Source organism: Wolbachia endosymbiont of Rhagoletis cingulata, from assembly GCF_048537655.1.
Lineage (GTDB): Bacteria > Pseudomonadota > Alphaproteobacteria > Rickettsiales > Anaplasmataceae > Wolbachia > Wolbachia pipientis.
In genome coordinates, this window is record NZ_CP175927.1 from 430,100 (window position 1) to 453,462 (window position 23,363).

Below are 23,363 nucleotides of genomic sequence, written 5' to 3' on the forward strand. Positions count from 1 at the left end.
TACAGTTTTGCGAGAGACTGGTGGGGAAGTTCCACTGGTCTACTCTCCTTAACGCTCAAAACAGGGATCATAGTACGCCTATACATTATGCTGTTAATGCTCACAATCTTGATATAGTGAAGATTCTTGTCGATGCTCATGCTAATCTTGATGCTAGAGGTGATTACGGTAAAACACCGCTAGATATTGCGAAAGACAAGGGGCACAATAATATTGTGGAATATTTAGAAAAAAAGCTCAGGGAAGAAAGAGGAAAACCTTTACAACGCAAACGCCGTCATCACTATGGAGATCACAATCGTTATCAGAATCACTTATCACGTAAAACTCTTGCTATAGATTCAAGTAATCAACATGAGATAGCAGCAAGTAGTGGCACAAGACCATCTTCATGGATAAATAATTGTATTTCTTGGGCAAAAAACTTAGCAGCTAGCACTTTTTCTATAATTCCTGGATTACCTACTCAATACAACATTGCAGATAAAAATAATGTAAAAAGTGATAATAAAAACATACCAAAAAGTACATCATCTGTTGGTTGGAATAATTTCCTAAATAATGAAAATATTGCTCTTGCGAATTGTGTTGCCGATGTGTTAGATAATACTCCAAGTAGACGCTATCAAAATTTAATAAGTAAAGGAATAGAAGTTATACCAAGTAGAAAAGTTGCAGTTGAGTTTGCTCTTAGGAAATTTGATTCATTTGTAGAAGGTAAAATAAGAAACCTAGACTCAAAAGAACAAGCTAGAATACGTGTTGAACTTAAAGGTGCGTATCCAGAAATAATAGCAAGTCTTGAAAGAGGAGTTGAATTTAGTGGTAATGTTGGGTTAGATAATGTTTTAGAAAAGTGCAAGAAGTGCTTTTGTACAAATGTTCTACCAAAGGATAAAGTATCAACTTGTCTTTCTGAGATAGGAGTAACCAAGCTTGGAGGTAATCTCAATAGGTAGGTTATAATATAAGAGGTGGAGCTATAATATGCCAAGTAGTGGAAAATTTAAAGTGAGGGTAGCCAAAATAATTAGGGAAACAACCAGTAGCAAGTTTGATAGTCTTAATACTAAAATGGATGAAGTAGACATTAAATGCTAAATGGTTGATGTGTTTTCCATATTGAGCTTACAGCACGTAGCTTTGATATAGAAGTTTGGGTAACGTTATGATAGTAATTTATATAATTCTTTGTGCAATCTTTATAGCTGTTTTAGACAGTTCATTAGACTCTTAATTACGGGGCATGGTTAACTTAGGAAAGGTTTTCATAAATGTTAAAGTGAATAAGTAGGAATATTATGTTTTTTCTTTGAGTTGTGAAATTTCAGGATGAGAAAGACCTGTAGTTTGTAATATAATATCAGTAGAGACACCAGCTTTAAGTAGGTTTTTTGCCACAGCTATTTTAGCTTGTTTTTCTCCCTCTGCCTTGCCTTCCTGTCTACCTTTTTCATGGCCGATTTGGATGCCTCTTTCTTCTCCAATCCTAACACCTTCATCAAATTTTTGAGCGAAAGCAGCAATCTCATCCATTATGCGTTTTTTCATTTGCTCATATGCTAGTAATTCTTCTTCTGACCAATTAAACTTATTCATCTCTTCATAAGCTCGTTTTATTATTACGTCACTACCAACTATTTTATCTAGGTCCTCTTCGCTTGTTTCTGATGCATATCGGAAAAAATAACACCATTTTTCTACTATACTTTCTAGTTGGTCTTCTTTGGTCTTTGTAAATTTTGGTAGTTCTATGAATACGAAGTAAAAATCCTTTAAGTCATGTTCAAAGCTATTTTGATCTAAAATGACATGATTAGATTTGTACTCAGTCTTATCTGGAAAAATAATACAATCAGCAACAGCAATAAAGATAATTTCTTTGAGGTTATGATAATCATCACCTTGATCAGCTTGACTTGAGTAGGCTTTGGCAGCATAATATTGAGCACGCTTTTCGAAGCCCTTGGTCTTAGTGAACTGCATCTCTATAATGTATCTTGAACCTTGAGAGTCTTTACAAAGAACATCGACAATACTTTGCTTTTTAGCGGCAATCTCAGGGTCCAAAATGGTAGCTAAGAATTCAACATCGCGAATAGCAGCTAAGCCAGTAAAGCCTAAAATATCGTTCAAGAAATGAATGAGGATATCTTTATTCTTCTCGGTGCCAAATATTCTTTTGAAGGCATAATCATTGCGAGCATCAAGGAACTTGGAAAGAGCCATGAGAAAATAAGATAAAAAACATTAATAATTATACACAATTCTGAAGAAATATTCAACTAAAATTAAAACATAGAAGTTTTTGTATATCTTTATTTGGTAGTATTAACCTGTATAATATTTATGGCAAATATCTCAATAGGGTACAAAATAGCACAAAATGTAAAAAGCTGGAGGTTAAAGCGAGGTTATACTCAAAAAGATTTAGCGAAGAAAATCGGTGTAACGTATCAAGTAGTGCTACAATACGAAAAAGGAATACGAAAAATTTCGATTGAGAAGTTATGCTCTATGGCGGAGGTATTATCAATTAATATTAAGGATCTCATTCCTGTATCAAATGAGAAGATCTACCTTGGAAATGAAGAACTAAATTTAATAAGAGAATATAAAAAGATTAATGATCAAGAGTTACGTAAAATATTTTGTTTACTAACCAAGTTTGTTCAAATTAGTGAAAAAAGTAGTAAAAAAGCAGAGAAAGTAAAAATTGCAAAGGGTTTGGTTAAAGCAGGAGTTTCTGTTGATATTGTTGTAAAAACAATTGGCCTCTCTGCTGATGAATGTATTGAAGGAAAAGTTGGTTCTATATACTACAAAATAGGAAAAAAGATAAAAGAATGGAGGCTAGGTGTGCCGTAGAAGCGATCAGTTGAAGCTGCACAATAGATGAGGGTAGGTCCCTCGGAGCCGGTTTACAAGAGCAGGCTTCAAACAGCCATAAGCTGCTTTGGTAAAGAGCCATGGTAGTGAGCGTTATGGAAAAGGCGCAATTATGCGTCATGTGTAAAATGGAGAGGCGAATGCAAATGAACCACTGATGAAGTGTCGAAACTTCATAGAAGATGTCAAAACCAGGTGTTCTAGCCTAACCTGGGATAAATCTATCGGAAACTTGTTTACTGGATAGATGGCGTCCGGCATATAGGTGGCGCGGATCCATTTTGGGCTATTGTGTAGAACTGCGGGAACCTGTCATTTCGATGATAAGGGAGAAATCCAAGAAGCTAAACTTCAAGGATGAGAGTACCGATGCGAAGAACAGGGGCGGATCAGCTCGTAGTAGTGAAGAAATTTCTGTAATGGAAATGGAGCGAAGGGGCTGAGTTGTTCAGTTTTAATTATTTATCAACCGAAAGGGAGGAGTTAATGAGTAAAACAAAGTCTTTTGATATACCGAAGCAAGTTATTTGGAGAGCTTATAAACAAGTATCGAAAAATAAGGGTGCTGCTGGTGTAGATGAGGTTACGATAACAAAGTTTGAAGAAAATCTAAAAGATAATCTGTACAAGCTATGGAATCGAATGTCATCTGGAAGTTATTTTCCAGAGCCTGTAAAAGCTGTAGCAATACCAAAAGGTACAGAAGGGGGACAAAGAATTTTATGTGTCCCTTCAGTATCGGACAGGATAGCGCAGACAGCAGCTACAATGTATCTAGAACCGTTAGTAGACCCGAAGTTTCATGAAGATTCATATGGTTATAGACCAAACAAATCTGCACTGGATGCGGTAGGAACTGCGAGGAAAAGATGCTGGTGGTACGATTGGACGATAGATCTTGATATAGCAGGATTTTTCGACAATTTGGACCACGAGTTGGCATTGCGAGCTATCAAAAGGCACACAGACTGCAAATGGGTCATACTGTATGTTGAAAGATGGATGAAAGCGCCAATTCAGCAAGCAGATGGAAGTAAGGTAGTTAGGGATAAAGGAGTTCCGCAAGGAGGTTCAATAAGCCCGCTGATCTCAAACATATTTATGCATCATGTATTTGATGAGTGGATGAGACGAAAGTGCCCAACAATACCATTTGAGAGGTATGTAGATGATGCGATAGTGCACTGCAAGAGTAGTAGACAGGCGGAATTTATGAGGGTAGCAATTGAAGAAAGACTGGCTGAGTATAAGCTAAAATTACATCCTGCAAAGACACAAATTGTGTACTGCAAGGATGACAATAGGAAAAATGAATTTCCTAAACAAAGTTTTGATTTTCTGGGTTACACATTTAGACCCAGGTTAGCAAGAAATAAAATAGGAAAGCATTTTGTTTCATTTCTTCCCGCAATTAGCAACAAGGCCAAGAAAAATATTACTACAACCATAAGGTCCTGGAAAATACTACGAAATACACACAAAACATTAGAGGAAATATCAAAGACAGTAAATCCAATAGTCAGAGGCTGGTATCAGTACTATGGCAGGTTTTACAGGAAAGAGATATATAAACCTCTGAGAAACATAGAGCAGCACCTAGAAAAGTGGGTCAGAAGAAAGTATAAGAAGCTTCGAAATCATGGAAGACTAGCGAGGCAACTTCTAGGAAAAATGAGGAAAGAAGGGACAAATACTTTTTACCACTGGACACTAGCTTTAGGTCAAAAGACTGAATAATGGGAGCTGTGTGAGTCGCGAGGGTGCGCCGTGGTACGCATTAAGAAATACTTAGCAGAGCTAAGCGGGGTTCAGAATAAATGGCCTCGAGGTGAACAACTAACTTTAACCCGAAAGGGAAGGAGGACAAGAGCATGTATGTAAAGCGAGAGTTATCTGAAGATGTGTAAGATAACGGCTTGCAACACCTGATCAATATGGTTAAAGCTAAACTGCTTGAATTCTAATCTTCAGGGGTGGGACTTCACATCCATGGGTATCGCATTTAAAACCCCATGTCTACGGTAAGCACAGATTAAACTTTCGTTTGTGTGACATTCTGGCTGTAGAACGATAAGTAGTGAACTTATTTAAGAGGATGAATGGAAAACCTAAGTTGATCTAGAACAGTTCTTAGTGACGGAACATGGGATGACCTAAGGAACGCGAGTTCTATGGTTACGGAGTCATCGTAGTAGTCGTGAAAGTAACGAATCACCGGGGAGCGTGGGAAAGCCACATACAGGGCAAAGGGTGACAGATAATTGAATGTTGAAATTGGGAGGTACGCAAGATGCGGAAAGCTGAAACAATACTTAACATTATACGTGAACGTGGACAAAGAAATTTGCCGGTTAAAAACGTATATCGCCTACTTTATCAGCGTGATCTTTACCTTCGAGCGTATGGCAAACTTTGTCGTAATAAAGGTGCTATGACAGAAGGTGTGACAACTGAAACAGTTGATGGTATGTCTTTGGAGAAAATCGATAAAATCATAGAGGATTTACGCTATGAGCGATATCGGTGGACACCAGTAAAACGTATCTATATTTTAAAGAAGAGTGGTAAACGCAGGCCGTTAGGATTGCCAACATGGTCAAATAAGTTACTTCAAGAAGTAATCCGATTAATATTGGAAGCCTACTATGAGCCTAAATTTAGTGAATGTTCACATGGATTTCGACCAAAGCGTGGATGCCACACTGCATTAAGAGCAGTAATGCAAAAAGGCAGAGGTACAAAATGGTTTATAGAGGGAGATCTCAGTGCATGTTATGACTCAATTGATCATACTATGTTGTTGAAAATACTGAGTGAAAGCTTCCAAGATAACCGTTTTATTCAGCTAATCAATCGACTGCTAAAAGCAGGATATATGGAAAATTGGAAGTACAATAAGAGTCATAGTGGGGTACCACAAGGTTCTATTATTGGTCCAATTTTGAGTAACATATTACTCGATCGGTTAGATAAACATGTGGAACATATACTAATACCAGCAAATAACCGAGGTAAGCGAAGAAAGACAAATCCAAAATATTTAAGGTTAACCATGCAAGTATCGATGATGAGAAAACAAGGGAACTGGGATCAAGCAAAACAACTGCGTCAATTAGTGCAGGGTATGCCATCTAAGGATTCTTGTGATCTAAATTATCGACGTCTTTGGTATGTTAGGTATGCTGATGATATTCTGGTAGGGTTTGCAGGACCAAAAAATGAAGCTGAACAAATTAAAAATGAGATTGCTAAATTCCTCAATGAGGAGCTCAAACTTATGCTTAATGAAGATAAAACGCTTATTACACACGCGTGTGATAGCAAAGCCAATTTTTTAGGTTATAAAATACACGTCTTGCATGCAGATGATAAACATGATCATCGGACACAACGATGTATTAACGGTAGTATTGGGTTACGTGTACCACATCATATAAAGCAGAAAAAGTGTTCTGAATATATGCGTTGTGGAAAGCCTATACATTTACCTCAACGTACACTTGATACAGCTTACAGTATTGTTGCTCAGTATCAAACTGAATATCGAGGAATTGTACAATATTACAAAATGGCCTACAACCTTCACACACTAAGTTATTTGAAGTATGTGATGGAAGTATCATTAGTAAAGACTTTAGCATCTAAATACAAAACAACTTGCAGGAAAATTTATAGAAAATTTGGTGCAATGATTGAAAACGACGAAGGTGAAAAACGAAAAGTCATCCAAGTCAGAGTAGATCGTTTACCATCAAAGATACCATTAATTACACACTTTGGTGCTGTGTCACTAAAATGGAATAAATGGGTAAGTATAAGTGATAACCTTATACCAATATGGAATAAGCGTAGTGAAATAGAGCAAAGACTATTGGCACAAACTTGTGAATTATGTAAATCACAAGAGCAGATTGAAGTACATCACGTACGTAAACTTGCTGATTTGCTAGGTAAACGTAATACTGAGCTACCGAAATGGAAAAAGAGAATGATTGAACGACAGAGGAAGACTCTTGTTGTTTGTCATGAATGCCATAAGAAAATCCAATATGGAAAATATGATGGTGACTCCTTAAAACGTTAGATTATTGGAGAGCCACGTGATACGGAAACGATCATGCGTGGTTCGGAGAGGGGTTGTTGGAAAAGTACTTAACAAGTAACTCGCTGGCTGCCCACTCTACTTCATGCACAGTTCTGCGAGAGACTGGTGGGGAAGTTCCGCCGGTCTACTCTCCAACAAAAGTTTAACAGTCTTGATGCCCAGCGAGTAGCATGTGAAAAGTACATAAAGAGCAGAGAAGGCTGGGTAGCATTGGCCAAAAGGTACGATGATGGCGGATATTCAGGGAAAAATTTAGAAAGACCAGCGATAAAGGAATTATTTGAAGATGTTAAAGGAGGAGAAGTAGATTGTGTAGTAGTGTACACACTAGACAGACTATCAAGGGAAACAAAAGATAGCATAGAAGTGACGTCATTTTTTAGAAGGCACCGAGTAAATTTTGTAGCAGTAACACAAATATTTGACAATAATACGCCAATGGGAAAATTTGTACAAACGGTATTATCAGGAGCAGCACAATTAGAAAGGGAGATGATCGTAGAAAGGGTAAAAAATAAAATAGCAACATCAAAAGAGCAAGGGTTATGGATGGGAGGAACTTTGCCGCTAGGGTATGATGTAAAAGATAAAGAATTAATAATAAATGAGAAAGAAGCAAAAACAGTAAAGCATATATTTGAAAGATATTTGGAGCTGAAGTCAATGGCAGAACTGGCAAGGGAATTGAATAGTCAAGGTTACAGAACGAAAGCAGATATCTTTAAAAAAGCGACGGTGAGAAGAATAATAACAAATCCAATATATATGGGAAAAATCAGGCATTATGAGAAAGAGTATGAAGGAAAGCATGAAGCAATAATAGAAGAAGAAAAATGGCAAAAAGCACAAGAATTGATAAAGAATCAACCATATAGAAAAGCAAAATATGAGGAAGCGCTACTTAGGGGAATAATTAAGTGCAAAAGCTGTGATGTAAACATGACGCTAACGTACTCAAAAAAAGAGAATAAAAGGTATCGATACTACATATGTAATAATCACTTAAGGGGGAAGAATTGTGAATCAATAAATCGAACAATAGTTGCTGGAGAAGTAGAAAAAGAAGTAATGAAGAAAGCGGAGCAGCTATATGAAGATTGGAAAGAAAAGACCGAAGAAAAATGGAAAAATTTAAGTTTTAGAAGACAGAAAGAAGTAGTGAAAAAGTTAATAAAGGGAGTAATGGTAAAAGAAGATGAAATAGAAGTAAGTTCTGAATCAGAGGAAAAATTTATATCAATAAAGAAGAAAGGAAACAAATGCACAGTAATCGAGCCAGAAGGAAAAACAAATAATGCATTGCTAAAAGCAGTGGTGAGAGCTCACCTATGGAAACGGCAACTAGAGGAAGGAAAATACGCAAATATAAAAGAGCTGAGTGCCAAAATTAATATAGGTACAAGACGTATACAGCAAATTTTAAGGTTAAATTATTTAGCACCAAAAATTAAAGAAGAAATAGTAAATGGGAGGCAGCCAAGAGGTTTGAAGTTATCTGACTTGAGGGAAATACCGATATTGTGGAGTGAGCAATTAGAGAAATTTTATGGTCTTAATTTACAAAAGCAACAGGAGATAGATGTGCTAGAAATTGAGGAAAATCAGTGTTAAAAGCTTAATTATATAATGAAAATAGTGATAATCTTAACTTACATGTGAAACGACCTCAGAGTTTCAAAATTATTGCGTAACAGCCTAATGTTTCTGATAGCCCTTCTTCCGTTGAATCATGTAGTTGGTTTGATAAAGGAAATTCTGTAGATATCATAAAAGTCAATTCAATCAAACACAAAATTCGAGAAAGTAGAAAGTGTGGAGCAGTCAGTCTTTTTTGAATCAAACACAAAAGGCTATATCTATAAAAGAATAAATACCAAGAAAGGAAAATAATTTCTTTAGAAGAACCTCTAAATTATTAACTCAACACTTATTCCCCTACTATTTCTCCTCACCTTGAGCGTATGGTTTATACCTCAAAAAATCTTGCTTTGAAGATACATCAATTTTTTTACCCTCCAAGATCTTTCTTTTGTTTAATAATTTTAGTTGACTTTATTAACACACTGCTATTTCTTTCGAAGCCCCCATCTTTTGCAGTTGGTCTAAACTATTGATTGGCCTCATAAGAGTAGATGGAATACCTGATTCTTTCACTACAAAATCTGATTGTTTAATAGTTTCAGCTAACTCTATAAGTATTTGACCGTTTCTTTCAAAACCTTTATCTTTTATAGCTTGTAGAACACTTTTCCCTCCTAAAAGGCAGCTTTCCCCTAAACTTGATTGATCTTTTAATTTGTCAAACTTCTCCTGGTTCTCTTCATCAAGATTTACTTTTATTATATTACTACCTTCATCACTAGGACATAGATGAATACTAATCTTGCCTACTTCAGTGATAAAGGACATTTCAATGCCACCTCCTAAGACATCTGTATAATTTCTTTTTCTTCCTATGCTTTCAACTCTTATTATACTTTCCCCGATCTGTAAGATGCTACTTTCTATACTGAAATTTTCATTCACCTTACTATTCATAACCTTTGTAACTTCAACGATACTATTTTGTGGCCATCTGAAAAAAACAAGATTGTTATCTACTTCTACTTTCAGATCATCATCTTGAACTTGTTCATTCTTATTTATTAAACCTTCATATGCGATACTTTTCAGTTTGTCCTTAATTTTTTTACACTCTGTAAAAATAGGCTCATCACTTCCCCACATAATTTCATCTATCATTCTATCATTGTAAAAATCAGACTCTATTTTTGCACCTGCTGATAGTAGCTTATTGACAATATTGAATAAAGGTTCTAAAGCTTCTTCCCACTCATCTATTGCCTCTTCTCTATCATTTTTATACCGTGATCTAGTAGTAGGCGTTATACGCATAACACTACTGGCATTAGCAATATCAATTATTTTTTTGAATACAAAATTTGACACAGTGCATTCATATTGATCACAGCGTAAATTTAGCTTTATTTTTCTTTTCAAATATTCATCTATTAAACGTTCCATCTTTTCTAGAGTTACCTTTGCAGAATTTTCGTATCTATTTTCATGAAACCGTTTCATTATACTTTCCATCTTTTCATGAAATTCATCAATCGAAACTTTTTCGCTCTCAGTTAACAGATTTGCTAAATTCATCAAAATTGAGTTTTCTGGAATAAAAGAACTTTCAACAACAGTATTTTTGTCTTCAATAACGGACTCATGCCAGTCATCATCACTTTGTTCTTGACTTAACGATGATGCATTACCTTCAATGGTGTACTGACCAAAACGTTCTGTATGCTGTTCTTCATCAGCTAACTGACCAAATGGCTTTTTTTTATAAACTTGCTTAGTATCTAAAATATATTCTAACACCATATTCCCTCAATCTATAAATACATTATGTACAATAACTAGCATGAATAAAGGCTGATGCAAGCATAATTTTTCTAATACAAATTTCCGTTAGTTATGAAACACATGAAAAAGAGCTGTTTTTGCCTATAATTGCGAAGTTAAATAAATTTATCATTTGTGTTCCCCATAACGAATGTTGGTATAAATATGGATTTCTTTGTGTGCAGGATATGGAACTTAAAGTTTCACTAAGAGATAAAGTAGAGTACAAAAGCCAACACATTACAAGCAAATGGTTGCCTATTAAAGATGATGATAGATTTTATCATTCCAGTAGACTCACCCATACTTACCCCTCTAAACATAAATAATACATTATATGCAATATATAACATTAAATCAATAACCATAATCTTTTTACTACTTATATTTTTGTTAAGTTTTTATGGTGAGTAACAATGGAGTATGTAGATAGGTTAAAAGTTGCTTATGACTCCAAATTTGAGCTAATTTTACTATAAATTAACATGGTTAAGACCTATATTTGATATCACTACTATAAGAGCATGATGGATTATGCTTTAAAGGAGTACGGAAACTGCTGAAGTTTTTTTACAACAAACTTGTAAGGAGCAACTTCAGCAAAATGAATAAACACATGCCAATATTAATAGAGAATTATTTATAAGTCAACTAACTTTTTCAAAAAATATTTTAGTGAAGATACCATGCTAGCTAGTGTTATAAAGAATTGAATTATTTACTCCTTCAAAAAAGATCGTATATTTTTGAGAACAAGTTGCGTAAAAATAAGGTTATAAAAATAGAAGATTTAAATTATTTCCATAAGCTTAGGCAAAACAGTTCGTATGTAGATATGGATGAAGTAGGCTAATATAGCTGATTTTAGCGTATGGTAGAATCACCATATAAAAAAGTTCGTATGGTACACATGGTAGACCAACCGATTCCAAGAAAAATTGTTCTCACGCTTGCTGGTTTTGGGTGCTGGAAATGGTTATATTGTTTAGGTTTTTAACAGTATATATTGCTAAATTAGTAGCAATATATTAAAGACTTTCATCAAAAATTATTCCATAAAAAATTTCTAAATAGGGGTTGATAAGTTTTAAAAATGGAGTATTGTACTGAGTAGGAAAATAGTTTTTTTTATATAGTTTATGAAAGATCAAACGAGCCTTACAACGGATTTTACGCATGCTATAGAAAATGACGACTTTAAACGGTTGGAGGAATATATTGATCAACATATTGATAAATATAATGTTAATCGTGAACTTTTAGATAAGTTGCCTTTGCTGTCCTGGGCTGCCTGTAAAAATAGTGTAAATGTAGCTCAACTTCTTCTTAGTATTGGTGCTGATATTGACATTAGATGTGACCAAAATTGGACACCTCTACACTATGCTGTTAGTGCAGGTCAATACGATATGGTTAGATTTCTTGTTGATCAAGGTGCCAGCATTTTAGCTAAGGATAATAATGTTAAGACACCTTTACGCATAGTAAATGAGCTTGGTAACACAGAAGTAGCAAACTTTTTGAGAGCAAAGCTAGATAAATATTTATTTTCTGCTATAGAAAGAAAAGATATTAGAAAGGTTAGTGATTTTCTTGATGGAGGTGCTAATATTGAGGCTAAAGGTATAAACAATCAAACGCCTTTGTGTGTAGCTTCTTGTAAGGGTAATTTGTATGTCCTTAAACTTCTTCTCAGTAGAAATGCTAAGGTTAACGTTCAAGATGATAGTAGAAAAACACCTTTACATTATGCTGCTAGGGAAGGTCATTCAGATGTAGCTGAACTTCTTCTTGGCCGTGGTACTATGATTGATGCTGAAGACTGTTTTGGTATGGCTCCTCTACACTATGCTGCTTACCACAATAGAAAAAATATGGTTAGCTTTCTTATAAAACAAGATGCCAAAATTGAGGCCGTGGATAAAGAAGCTAAAACACCTTTACATTATGCTGCTGGGAAAGGTCATTTAGATGTAGCTGAACTTCTTCTTGACCGTGGTGCTATAATTGATGCTGAAGACCGTTTTGGTATGACTCCTCTACACTATGCTGCTTGCTACAATAGAGAGGATGTGGTTAGCTTTCTTATAAGCCGAGATGCTAAAGTTGAGGCCATGGATGAAGAAGATAAAACACCTTTACATTATGCTGCTGGGGAAGGTCATTTAGATGCAGCTAAACTTCTTCTTGACCATGATTCTATAATTAATGCTAAAGACCGTTTGGGTATAGCTCCTCTACACTATGCTGCTTACTACAATAGAGAGGGTATGGTTAGCTTTCTTATAAGCCAAGGTGCTAAAGTTGAGGCCATGGATGAAAAAGCTAGAACACCTTTACATTATGCTGCTAGGGAAGGTCATTTAGATGTAGCTAAACTTCTTCTTGAATGTGATGCTATAATTGATGCTAAGGACTGTTATGATCGGGATCCTTTATACTATGCTGATTCGTATAATAAATTAGATGTAGTTAGACTGCTTGAAGGTAGGAATGGTGTGAACACTTGTAACCCTCTTACTAATTTTTTAAGTGCATGTATCCATTCCCCTATTGCTCGTTACTTCGGAAGTGTTTGCGTAGAAGGAGCGCCAATTTTATACAGAAGGCAACGTGCCTCTGCAATTGATCACAATGCTTTGGAAGGTAGTTTACGACTCTTCAGTATCTGTAAAGGAGGAAGAGAAGGTATAGATAAAACACGTTTCAATAAAGAGATTAGTTATCTACATGAAAATGCTTATTTGTATGATGTTTTACTGTTACAAGATGAGGAAAATCAAAACACACTTTTGCATGTGGTTATTAAAGAAAATCAGGTTGATCTTGTAAAAGAACTTTTGTGTATTCTTAAGGAGCCATATCGTTCGAATAAGGTGTATAAGTGCAAGTATTTTGAAGATAAGCAAGAAAATGAAAAGCCGCTTTCTAAAGTTATTAATTCTAAGGATAAAGACGGAAAAGATGCAATTACTCTGGCTATTGAAGGTAATGACCCAGAATGTATTTCGGCTCTTTTCAAGTATTTAACTTATGAAAATATTAACAGAAGGAAAGATGTTAAAAGCGATTACACACCTCTACATGAAGCTGTGCGTTCTAGAAGTAGTAACGCAATTAGTGCGCTTCTAAAATCAGAGCATGTAAACGTTGAGCTCATAGATGGAAGATCTTACAGAGCATGGAAATATGTTAATAATGAAGAAACAAAACAATTGTTTATTAGGTATTATAGTGATAAAATTAATGATTTGCGTAAAGAATTAGCACATTGCAATGAAAAATTAGCGCAAGTCGAGTATTTCCTGTGCAGAACAAAACTTGCTTTTGTATGCTCTGCAGCTTTTGGCTCTTGTCTTAATATGTATAAAAATTTTCATGATGCAAGAAGTGGAGATATGCCAGGTGTTACCATTCATCCTCTCTTGTTGTTATTTTCTAGTGCTACAGGTCTAATAGTGTTGTGTAATCATTTTATCGATTTAACACTTTCAAAGTATAAAGAAGAAAGTGTTAGCTTGCAAAAAAAATTGGACAGTTTTAGAGAAGCAAGAGATAAGTTGGAAAATAAATTACTTCATTTTCAAGAAGGTACATCTCAGGGTATTAGGACGAATTCAATTTCTACGCAACTATCTGATTATGATGACGTACCTGGAACATTAGAATCACCTACCTCTATAAAGAGCTTTGAAAGCTCAGCAAAGGTATCCGTTTATAACCTGCCTAAGGAATTTAAGTAGCCTAATTTAGTAAGTACATAGAAGTAATCATATTAAAGAAGATATTGGTTTTTGAAGTAAGAGGAGAAAGCTCACAATCTTTGCTCATGTGTCTAAATTGGAGAACCAAGAGAAAGTTTGTTCCACAATAGAGATGTTCAAAAAAGTGTGTCAAATCAAAAAGAAAGTAATAAATTGATATAAAAAGGTGAAATAGAAAACCACTTATTGGCTGAAAGTGAAGAAAATAATAGAAAAAATGGGAGAAATGCAAAGGCTTTACGTACAAGTGCAGATTCATTTGAACTTTTAACACCAAGAGATAGAGAAGGAACCCCAAATAGTCAAAAAAAGGCAAATAAATTTACATCCAGGGCTTGAAACGAAGATTTTAAGCATATTTGCAAGACCAATCGATTTCCAAAAAAATCTTCTCATGCTAGCTGGTTTTTATTGCTGAAAGTGGTTGTATTATTTAGGTTCTTAGTAATATTTAATATTAAATTAATAGTAATTCATTAAAAATTTTCATCAAAAATTATTTCAAAAAAATTTTAAATTAGGGGTTGACAAGTTTTAAAAGTGGAGTACTATTCCTGAAATACATTAGATTACTAATTTTTTATGGTATGTAAGTGTGTGATGGCTAAGGTAATTTTACTTTTGTGAGCGGGCTATGTTATGTGAGGGCATTCCAGAATTCTTGTTTGAGGGAAGATGGTCCTTTCTGTGTTGCTTGAGGAAAGAAAAAAGCTCAGGGTAAGAGTGGCTTGTTATAGTGTGATTGCTTAGTTAAGTTAGGTAAGTTTTTATAAATGTGGAGGGACAAATGACTTTAAACAATGATGATTTATTAGTTAGTGCTGCAGGAGCAGGACGCCTTAGTGACGTTAGAGAACTTCTTGAGAAAGGGGCTAATATTGAAGCTAGAGATAGTGATGGTTACACATCTTTGCATAGGGCTGCTGAAGGAGGTCATTTAGAGATAATTAGATTTCTTATAGATAAGGGGGCTAACATTGGAGCTAAAAATAAGGATGGTGGAAAACCTTTAGATGTAGCAAATACCTCTCGTCAGTCAGAAGTAGTAAACTTTTTAGGACCAAAGCAAAGTGAGTATGATAGACTTTTATTTGCTGCTGTAGAAAGTGGGAATGTTAGTGAAGTTACAAATCTTCTCAATATTGGAGCTAGTATTGAAGTTAAAGGTGTAGAAAATGCGGAGTTTAGGTTAGCCCGTTATGTAAAAAGAATTATGGAGATGAGTAATTACCATAATGTTCATTCGGAAAAAAAATCTGAGCTTGAAAGGATAAAAGGAGAATTACCAGAGTCAGTAAAGAATGCAGTATTTTCATCGGAGGTATGTATTAAAAGTGTTTACTATAGTAATGAGTATTTATATCCTGCTAGTGATTATCTTAGCCATGATAGGGATAGAAGGAGAGTATTTACTTGGAGGCCAGGGGGCAAAGATAGTTCATGTCAATGGAAATTTGAACCTGAAGGTAACAACATATATATAAAAAGCACTTATTTTAATGAGTATTTATATCCTGCTGGTAATGGTCTTAGCCATGATAGGGATAGAAGGAGAGTATTTACTTGGAGGCCAGGGGGCAAAGATAGTTCATGTCAATGGAAATTTGAACCTGAAGGTAACAACATATATATAAAAAGCACTTATTTTAATGAGTATTTATATCCTGCTAGTGATTATCTTAGCCATGATAGGGATAGAAGGAGAGTATTTACTTGGAGGCCAGGGGCAAAGATAGTCCATGTCAATGGAAAATTGAGGATTGTGGATCTACTCGCAAGAAGCGTGATGTACAATATAGTATTACAAAAGAAGCTAAGTGTGATCTATCTTATGATAATGCATCAGACAATTCATCGCAAAGTGACGAAATAGGCTATAACAAAATAGGAGCTACAAGCGGAGCAAGTAAGCCGTCTTCATGGATAGATGCTGTTAAAGGTGTTTTTCAGTTTATCTCTTCCCCTTTAAGGGCTGCGTTGCCTTCATTTTCAGAAAATAGCTCTAGCCGTTCTGGTACAGCAGGAAGTAGCTCCAATCATTCTGATACAGTAAGAAACCCAAATATCCAATATACTAGCCAATTTAGTCGTGAAGTTTGTGCGAGTAATAATGCTAGCTTGATGTTTTTCTTGTTACAAGCTTTTCTAGATAAAAAGTGTCCTCTTCCTAAGTTTTCTGATGTTAATCCTGTAAAGGCTCTTTTTTACACATCGGATATTATAAAGTCGTTCAAGGAAGTATTAGAGAAGCAAGCTGAATCGAAAGGTGGTATAAAAATGCACCGCTTAGATATTAATTTTGAGAAATTATTTGAGAAGATTAATGAAAAAATTAGGAGTGGTGAATTTAATGAAATTTCAGGGATTTTAAAATCATACGCAGAGGAAGCATTGCCTGGTAGAGAACCCGGAGATCCCGGTAGATTAAGTCCGAAAAAGTTTGATAAGTTTATGGCTGAATTTAATAGAAGAATAGACCCAGTAATAAATCAATTAATGCAACAAATGTTAAGCAGATTAGAAGTGAGTGACGTAAAAGAACAACAAATAAGCTTGGAGCCTAAAAGTTATCTAAATAATACTTCTGTTCAATGTCATTTAACTCAAGCTAGAGGTCAAGGTAAAGTATTAATTCCTTAATTTTTGAATTTCATCTATCGAAAGGCCGGTAATTTGAGCGATAACATCAATAGAGACACCGGCCTTAAGTGAGTTCTTTGCCACTTCGATTTTCTCTGCTTTTCTGCCTTTTTCATGTCCGATTTGGATGCCTTCTTCTTTACCTTCTTCTCTACCTTTTTCAGTAGCATCATCAAGTTTTTGAGCGAGGACAGCCTGTTCATCAAGAATACGTTTTATTTCCTGTTCATAGGCAATAAATTCTTTTTCTGACCAGTTGAATCTATTTAGCTCTTCATAGGCCTTTTTAATTATTACATCACTACCTATTATTTTTTCCAGCTCTTCTTCACTAGTCTCATCTGCATATCGAAAAAAATAAACCCATTTTTCAACTATATTTTCCAACTGATCTTCCTTATTCTTTGGAAATTTTGGCAACTCAATAAATATAAAATAGAAATCTTTTAGATCATGCTCATTAGTGTCTTCATCTCGAATAGTATGCTTTGATTTGTACTCAGATTTATTAGGAAACAGTACACAATCTGCTATAGCAATGAAGATAATTTCCTTAAGGTTATGATACTGGTCACCTTTATCAGCTTGCCTTGAGTAAGCTTTAGCAGCATAGTATTGGGCACGTTTTTCAAAGCCTTTAGTTTTAGCGACCTGCATTTCGCAAATGTATTGAGCACCTGTAGAATCTCTACAGAGAACATCAACAATACTTTGCTTTTTAGCGGCGATATCGGGGTCTTGAATAGTACTTAAAAACTCTATATCCTTTATTTCATTTTTACCAGTAAAGCCAAGAATATCATTGAGGAAGTGAATAAGGATATCTCTATTTTTTTCAGTACCGAAGATACGCTTAAACGATACATCATTTTTGGGATCAAGAAACTTAGAAAAAGTCATAAGAAAGAACCTTAAAAAGCATTAATAATTATACATAATTCTGAAGAAATGTTCAAGTTTTTTATTTTTTTAAGTTTTGAATGCGTTGATGAAAAAAATGTCTCCCATAGATGGCTTTAGAATGCTACTACGCACCTTAGACGTCCTTTTGTACATCTTTTATTAACCCTTCTATAAAGCGCCTTAAAAGGCCGGCAAATGGATGCTATGAGTTTGGAGCTGTAGGAGACATCAAAGATACCCTTTTTGGTGTATAAAAATACGAATCTACGACAACATCGTTTAAAGAAATTAGCAGCTATTAATATCTTCTACCTTTTCATAAAAAAATAAACAAAAAAAAATTGAAAATTTGATTTGACTTCACCCAAAAGCTATGGCTTTATGCCAATACTGCTAAGAAAATAACAGTAAACATTTAAAAATAATTTATTATTAGTGAAGGGTATATTATATGAACAATAAGAATAAAAGTAAAGATCGTAAAAAAGAAATAGAGTTCCGAATTGACCTTACCCAGAAAAAGTGGAGAGAAAGAAAGGAGTTTTTTCGGGTAAAATAAAATTTTGGAGGATTAGAAATGGCAAGAGAATATACAGCAGAATTCAAATTGGAAGCTGTTAAGCTGGCAAATGAACAAAGAAAGGTAGGTCAACCAGTTGCAAAAGTAGCAAGAGATCTAGGAATAAGGGATAGTGTATTAGGAAAATGGATGAAGAAATATAACGAAAAAAAGTCAGCGGCAAATGCATTTCCAGATGTAGCACCTTATGACAAAGAGAGATTTGATTTACAGAAAGAGTTAGCAAAAGTAACAAGAGAAAGAGACATTTTAAAAAAAGCCCTGGCCAGTCAAAAAGAGTAAAATATTTTTTTATATAGTAACTGCTATAAAGTACAGGAATTATGTAGGATTTTCTGCTAGTGGCTACTATAAGTGGACCACAAGAAAAATAAGCAGTAGAGAATCAGCAAATAAAGAGTTATTAGCAGATATTCAAAAAATATATCAAGCTTCTAAATGTAGATATGGAGCTCCTAAAATTCATGCTGAATTGAAGGCTTTGGGTAAAAGTTGCAATTTGAAAACGGTGCAAAGTATTATGCAGAAAAATGACATCAGGGCTATACTGAAAAGAAAGTTTAAAATTAAAAAACAACAAACAGATAATAGAGCTGTAGCTCCCAATATACTAGATCAAAACTTTATTGTTGATCAACCAAATAAAGTATGGGATTACTTATATAAAAACCAAAGAAGGATGGCTATATTTGGCAACAATAATCGATCTATATTCACGCATGGTAGTTAATGAGCAGTTCAATAAATAAACAATTGGTTATGGACTCTTTATTAATGGCCGTTAACAAGCGTAAACCTGCCAAAAATCTACTATTACATAGTGATCAAGGTTCACAATATACTTTGCAAGGTTATCAATATCTCTTATCCATAAAAAACATAGATGAGTCATAAAGGTTGTTGTTACGACAATTCTGTTGTGGAAAGCTTCTTTAGCTCATTGAAAAGAGAAATACTTATTGATACTTCACAACACTCTGCTCAACAAACTAGAACTGCAATATTTGAATACATAGAAATTTTTTATAACAAACAACGTCACTATTAACTATTGCATTCCTGAGCATTTTGATTCATCATTCTCTTTGTGAAAAACATTCCAAACTTTCTCTCCACTTTTTCTGGATAAGGTCAAAAAAAACGCCGATATTTTAGTACATAGTAAATAGCCAACCACCACGGGGCTTCTTTTGCCTTTTTTTTTATTTGGTAAATTTCTTAATGTTTATGGCTAAACGACAATCGTCATCCCGCTACGTGTTAGCGGGATCTATGCTTTGAGATACTGCGAATGAATCGCGGTATGATGGTTAAGTAAGGGATCTATGCTAAGAGATGCCAAAGACCTTCATGAAACTTTGCCCATTTGGCTTCTCTAAAGATTTCGTTGTATAATGAAATAAAGAAACTTGTAAGACTTTGATCTTACAGATTATAAACTTGTCATAAAGTTTAATAGTGTCTGTTACTGCTTTTAGGTGTGAGGCTAGAGGGTTATTAGCAGTAACAGACACTATTAAACTTATTATAGAATTTACTTAAAGTAAATACTTGATTTAAAATATTATAATATTTTTACTTACAATAGATTTATGTAAATGCTTTTTTCCTCAATTAGTATTGTACTATTATACTTGTTGAATGCTAAAAAATTATTAACCATCACTAATCTCTATTTGCATAGTAAGTTTATATATACTATTATACAGTATATCACTTAGTTTTATAGCAAACAAACAAAAGATATGGTGAAGTTATTTGCACTATTGATAATATTTTACTCAAATATATCTGTTGCCTCTGCTCCTACTTCCTGGCAATTTGGATTTCCTGCTCCTGCAACTGAAGTAATGGAGGCTGTAGTTAGGTCACATTCGTTTGTGATGCTTGTGATGGTTACAATAATGCTTTTTGTGTGGGCGCTGCTTGCTTATATAGCGTTTCGCTTTCGTAAAAGCAAAGTAACAAACATAAGTAAAACTACCCATAGTGTTCCTTTAGAAATTATTTGGTTTGTTATACCAACTATCATTGTTGGAATATTAGCCTTTGAAAACGCTAAATTACTGAAGCTACAGGAAGAAATACCGAAAGCTGATATAACACTGAAAGTTATTGGCCATCAATGGTATTGGAGTTACCAATATCCAGAATATCAAGGTGTGTCATTTGATAGTTATATTAAGGGAAAAGAAGACTTTATCGAAGGAGATTTAAAGCTATTCTCTGTTGATAACAACATCATTTTACCCGTTAATACTAACGTTCGTTTACAAGTTACAGCAGGAGATGTGATACACAGTTGGGGAGTACCGGCTTTCGGTGTAAAAATTGATGCGATACCAGGTAGGCTGAATGAGGCGTGGTTTAATATCAAAAAGCCTGGTGTTTATTATGGGCAGTGCTACGAATTGTGTGGTCAAGGCCATGGATTTATGCCAATTGTTGTTGAAGCAGTAAGCAAAGAAGATTTTAATAAGTGGATTGAAAATAGAAAATTAGTGAGTTAAATTTGGAGTATAGATATGAGTGACGTGCCAAAGGGCATAAAGCGTTGGTTGTTTTCCACCAATCATAAAGATATAGGGACACTGTACATTATTTTTTCCATATTAGCTGGAATTATTGGTGGATTATTATCGGTGATTATTCGCACTCAGCTAATGCACATTAATATACTTAACAATAACTATCAATTATATAACGTAATGGTTACAGGGCATGCGTTGATAATGGTGTTTTTTATGATAATGCCAGCCCTCATGGGAGGATTTGGTAACTGGTTTGTACCTCTCATGATTGGCGCACCAGATATGGCATTTCCTCGTATGAATAATTTAAGTTTTTGGTTATTAGTGTCATCTTTTATTTTGCTCATTCTCTCAGTGTTTATTGGTGAAGGTCCAGGTACAGGTTGGACTTTATATCCACCTCTATCACAGGTAATGTCCCATCCAAGTGCAGGAGTTGACATTGCTATACTTGCACTTCATGTTGCTGGTATGTCGTCAATTGTTGGGGCGATCAACTTTATAGTTACTATATTTAACATGCGCACAAAAGGAATGTCATTAACTAAGATGCCACTGTTTGTTTGGTCTGTCTTGCTAACAGCATTTATGTTGATTGTTGCCTTACCAGTGCTTGCCGGTGCTATAACTATGCTTCTTACTGATCGCAATATTGGTACTTCCTTTTTTGATCCTGCCGGTGGCGGCGATCCTGTGTTATTTCAACATCTATTTTGGTTTTTTGGTCATCCAGAAGTTTACGTAATTATTTTTCCTGCATTTGGCATCATAAGTCAGGTTGTATCAACTTTTTCTCACAGACCTGTATTTGGTTACATAGGGATGGTTTATGCAATGATAGGTATAGCAGTATTTGGCTTTATGGTTTGGGCTCACCATATGTTCACTGTTGGGCTTAGTGCTGACGCTGCTGCATTTTTTAGCACTACCACAATTTTTATCGGTGTTATAACTGGTGTAAAAGTCTTTAGCTGGATTGCAACTATGTGGGGTGGAGCAATTGAGTTTAAGACCCCTATGCTATTTGCACTAGGTTTTATTTTCATGTTTGTTGGCGGTGGCATAACGGGAATAATTCTTTCTCATGGTGGAATAGATAAGCTCCTGCACGACACCTATTATGTTGTTGCTCACTTCCATTATGTCATGTCACTTGCTGCATTATTTGGAGCTTTTGCTGGCTTTTATTATTGGATTGGTAAAATGTCGAGTAAACAATATAATGAGCGCTTAGGTCAAATCCACTTTTGGCTTACTTTTATTAGCACCAATATCACTTTTTTACCTCAACATTTCTTAGGATTAGCTGGTATGCCAAGGCGTATACCTGATTATCCTGATGCGTTTATCCCTTGGAATTATATATCCTCAATTGGTTCGTATATGTCCTTTGTTTCAGTTATGTTTTTTGTGTTTATAGTTATACATCTTTTTAAATGGGGCAAGAAAGCTGGAGATAATCCTTGGGAAGGTGACACCTTGGAATGGACGGTATCTTCACCACCGCCTTTTCATACTTTCGAAAAGCCACCAGTGGTAAAATAGAATGTACACAAGTGTTTTGCTAAATGTTGAATCAACAATACTGGATTTTTGGCGTTTGCTGAAGCCAAGGATAATGTATCTTGTGGTATTTACTGCAGTTGCTGGTATGGTTACTGCACCAGGTAGTATGCACCCTTTTCTAGCACTAATATCTCTTATATGTGTTGCTCTTGGCTCAGGATCTGCAGGTGCTATAAATATGTGGTATGACAGAGACATAGATCTGCTCATGGAAAGGACAAAAAACCGCCCTATACCCTCAGGTAGAGTTTCTGCAGAAAGTGCGCTTGAATTTGGTATAACTCTTGGAATATTGTCAGTATTTATCATGGCAATAGCAGTAAACTATATTTCTGCTGCTTTGCTTGCTGTTAGCATATTATTTTACGTTTTCATATATACAATTTGGCTAAAAAGGCGTACTCCGCAGAATATCGTTATCGGTGGTGCAGCAGGTGCTTTCCCTCCAATGATTGGCTGGGCAGCTGTGACTAATTCTGTCAGTTGGGAAAGTTTCATTTTATTTTTAGTAATTTTTATGTGGACTCCACCACACTTTTGGGCCCTATCTTTAAATAAGTCTGAAGACTATGCAAAGGCATCGATTCCAATGTTCAATATTGTTTATGGTCCGGAAAAAACAAGAAAATATATATTAATTTATAGTGTTTTGCTGGTGCTAACTAGCTTGCTTCCGGCTCTATTTTTGAAAAAGGCTTTACTTTATCTAAGCATGGCAACCTTTGAAGGTTGCGTTTTTATTTGGTACGCTGTATCTGTTATGAAGTTCAAGAATCACAGCTCACAGAAAAAAATGTTTTCTTATTCAATTTCTTATCTATTTTCCCTATTCGCCAGTATTATTTTTTGTTCTATTGATTTATTTTAGTTATGAAAGAACGGCAGAAGCATAAAAACTATTTTTTACTTTTCCTTTTGGTAATGCTCGTTGTCACACTTTTTTTTGTTTCTATAATAAAATTTAAAGGTGCAGCTTAAACTAC

At 34.9% G+C, this 23,363-nt stretch carries 14 protein-coding genes and 3 pseudogenes; 14 read left to right on the forward strand and 3 right to left on the reverse strand.

Features of this window, described 5'->3' with window-relative positions:
- The first annotated feature begins 20 nt into the window (after nt 1-20).
- Nucleotides 21-959 (forward strand): ankyrin repeat domain-containing protein, encoded by a 939-nt coding sequence (locus ACJZL3_RS02080; protein ID WP_419198882.1) that lies wholly within the window; start codon nt 21-23, stop codon nt 957-959.
- Between the two features lie 340 nt (nt 960-1,299).
- On the opposite strand, the gene ACJZL3_RS02085 is transcribed toward ACJZL3_RS02080, so the two are convergent.
- Nucleotides 1,300-2,229, reverse strand: a complete 930-nt coding sequence (locus ACJZL3_RS02085; RefSeq protein ID WP_419198883.1) for an Rpn family recombination-promoting nuclease/putative transposase — start codon at nt 2,227-2,229, stop codon at nt 1,300-1,302.
- 120 nt (nt 2,230-2,349) lie between these two features.
- On the opposite strand from ACJZL3_RS02085, the pseudogene ACJZL3_RS02090 reads away from it, so the two are divergent.
- From ACJZL3_RS02090 to ACJZL3_RS02110, 5 genes and pseudogenes are all read left to right on the forward strand, one after another.
- Nucleotides 2,350-2,856, forward strand: a pseudogene (locus tag ACJZL3_RS02090) (helix-turn-helix domain-containing protein); the annotation flags it as partial.
- 353 nt (nt 2,857-3,209) lie between these two features.
- On the forward strand, nt 3,210-3,332 hold the full coding sequence (locus tag ACJZL3_RS02095; RefSeq protein WP_419198591.1) for a hypothetical protein: 123 nt from the start codon (nt 3,210-3,212) through the stop codon (nt 3,330-3,332).
- 43 nt (nt 3,333-3,375) lie between these two features.
- Nucleotides 3,376-4,626 (forward strand): group II intron reverse transcriptase/maturase, encoded by a 1,251-nt coding sequence (ltrA, locus tag ACJZL3_RS02100; RefSeq protein ID WP_419198617.1) that lies wholly within the window; start codon nt 3,376-3,378, stop codon nt 4,624-4,626.
- 553 nt (nt 4,627-5,179) lie between these two features.
- Nucleotides 5,180-6,973 carry a reverse transcriptase/maturase family protein gene (locus ACJZL3_RS02105; RefSeq protein ID WP_253309139.1) on the forward strand — a complete coding sequence of 598 codons (1,794 nt, stop codon included), beginning with the start codon at nt 5,180-5,182 and terminating at the stop codon, nt 6,971-6,973.
- A gap of 126 nt (nt 6,974-7,099) precedes the next feature.
- Complete coding sequence (locus ACJZL3_RS02110; RefSeq protein WP_419198884.1) at nt 7,100-8,605, forward strand: recombinase family protein; 1,506 nt, start codon at nt 7,100-7,102, stop codon at nt 8,603-8,605.
- 444 nt (nt 8,606-9,049) lie between these two features.
- Here ACJZL3_RS02110 and ACJZL3_RS02115 read toward each other — a convergent pair whose 3' ends face one another.
- Nucleotides 9,050-10,375, reverse strand: a complete 1,326-nt coding sequence (locus ACJZL3_RS02115; RefSeq protein ID WP_419198885.1) for a hypothetical protein — start codon at nt 10,373-10,375, stop codon at nt 9,050-9,052.
- 1,160 nt (nt 10,376-11,535) lie between these two features.
- Here ACJZL3_RS02115 and ACJZL3_RS02120 point away from each other — a divergent pair.
- From ACJZL3_RS02120 to ACJZL3_RS02135, 4 genes and pseudogenes are all read left to right on the forward strand, one after another.
- On the forward strand, nt 11,536-14,139 hold the full coding sequence (locus ACJZL3_RS02120; protein ID WP_208571662.1) for an ankyrin repeat domain-containing protein: 2,604 nt from the start codon (nt 11,536-11,538) through the stop codon (nt 14,137-14,139).
- Nucleotides 14,140-14,322: 183 nt separating this feature from the next.
- Nucleotides 14,323-14,542: pseudogene (locus ACJZL3_RS02125) on the forward strand (transposase); the annotation flags it as partial.
- Between the two features lie 405 nt (nt 14,543-14,947).
- A complete protein-coding gene (locus ACJZL3_RS02130; protein WP_264329545.1) occupies nt 14,948-16,033 on the forward strand; it encodes an ankyrin repeat domain-containing protein in 1,086 nt (361 codons plus the stop codon).
- Between the two features lie 104 nt (nt 16,034-16,137).
- Complete coding sequence (locus ACJZL3_RS02135) at nt 16,138-16,800, forward strand: hypothetical protein (protein ID WP_220468173.1); 663 nt, start codon at nt 16,138-16,140, stop codon at nt 16,798-16,800.
- Here the strand turns inward: ACJZL3_RS02135 and ACJZL3_RS02140 are convergent.
- Nucleotides 16,789-17,700 (reverse strand): Rpn family recombination-promoting nuclease/putative transposase, encoded by a 912-nt coding sequence (locus tag ACJZL3_RS02140; RefSeq protein WP_015589128.1) that lies wholly within the window; start codon nt 17,698-17,700, stop codon nt 16,789-16,791. The two genes, ACJZL3_RS02135 and ACJZL3_RS02140, sit on opposite strands and share 12 nt — an antisense overlap.
- A 580-nt stretch (nt 17,701-18,280) precedes the next feature.
- Between ACJZL3_RS02140 and ACJZL3_RS02145 the strand changes: the two are divergent.
- From ACJZL3_RS02145 to ACJZL3_RS02160, 4 genes and pseudogenes are all read left to right on the forward strand, one after another.
- A pseudogene (locus ACJZL3_RS02145) lies at nt 18,281-19,374 on the forward strand (IS3 family transposase).
- Between the two features lie 654 nt (nt 19,375-20,028).
- A complete protein-coding gene (coxB, locus tag ACJZL3_RS02150; RefSeq protein WP_010962498.1) occupies nt 20,029-20,793 on the forward strand; it encodes a cytochrome c oxidase subunit II in 765 nt (254 codons plus the stop codon).
- Between the two features lie 15 nt (nt 20,794-20,808).
- Nucleotides 20,809-22,359, forward strand: coding sequence for a cytochrome c oxidase subunit I (gene ctaD, locus ACJZL3_RS02155; protein WP_419198886.1), 1,551 nt, complete (start codon nt 20,809-20,811; stop codon nt 22,357-22,359).
- A gap of 1 nt (nt 22,360) precedes the next feature.
- Nucleotides 22,361-23,248, forward strand: a complete 888-nt coding sequence (locus ACJZL3_RS02160) for a heme o synthase (protein ID WP_155968887.1) — start codon at nt 22,361-22,363, stop codon at nt 23,246-23,248.
- Nucleotides 23,249-23,363 lie beyond the last annotated feature (115 nt).